General features: G+C 41.4%; 1 protein-coding gene. It reads left to right on the plus strand.

From position 1 onward, the window contains the following. Nucleotides 1–415: VaFE repeat-containing surface-anchored protein (locus LJD34_RS16205; protein WP_227360387.1), on the plus strand; the 415-nt coding region annotated here is incomplete at both ends.

Below are 415 nucleotides of genomic sequence, written 5' to 3' on the forward strand. Positions count from 1 at the left end.
AAAGGCTGGCAGATGTTAAAGGAAGAAAACGCCGAGCTTATCATTGACGGGAAACGTGTGGAAAATGACTATACCTTTGTCGCTGATGATGAAGAAATGAAAGTGGAAATTTTCTATACATTCAATGCGTCTTCTTTAGGTGGCAAAAACCTTGTTACCTTTGAAGAATTGTATGATTTAAGCAATCCAGACGAACCCGTGAAAGTTGCGGAACATAAGGACATTGAGGACGACGGGCAAACGGTACTTATCACAGAGCGTATCATCAAAATTCATACGTCTGCTATGGATAAGGACGGCAACAAAGAGCTTGAAGCTGGAAAAGACGTTACAATCATTGATACCGTAACCTTAGAGGGCTTAGAAGTCGGTACACAGTACAAACTTGTGGGCTGGCAGATGTTGAAAGAAGAAA

Origin of the sequence: Faecalibacillus sp. MSK20_93 (genome assembly GCF_020589945.1) — a bacterium.
GTDB lineage: Bacteria > Bacillota_I > Bacilli_A > Erysipelotrichales > Coprobacillaceae > Faecalibacillus > Faecalibacillus intestinalis.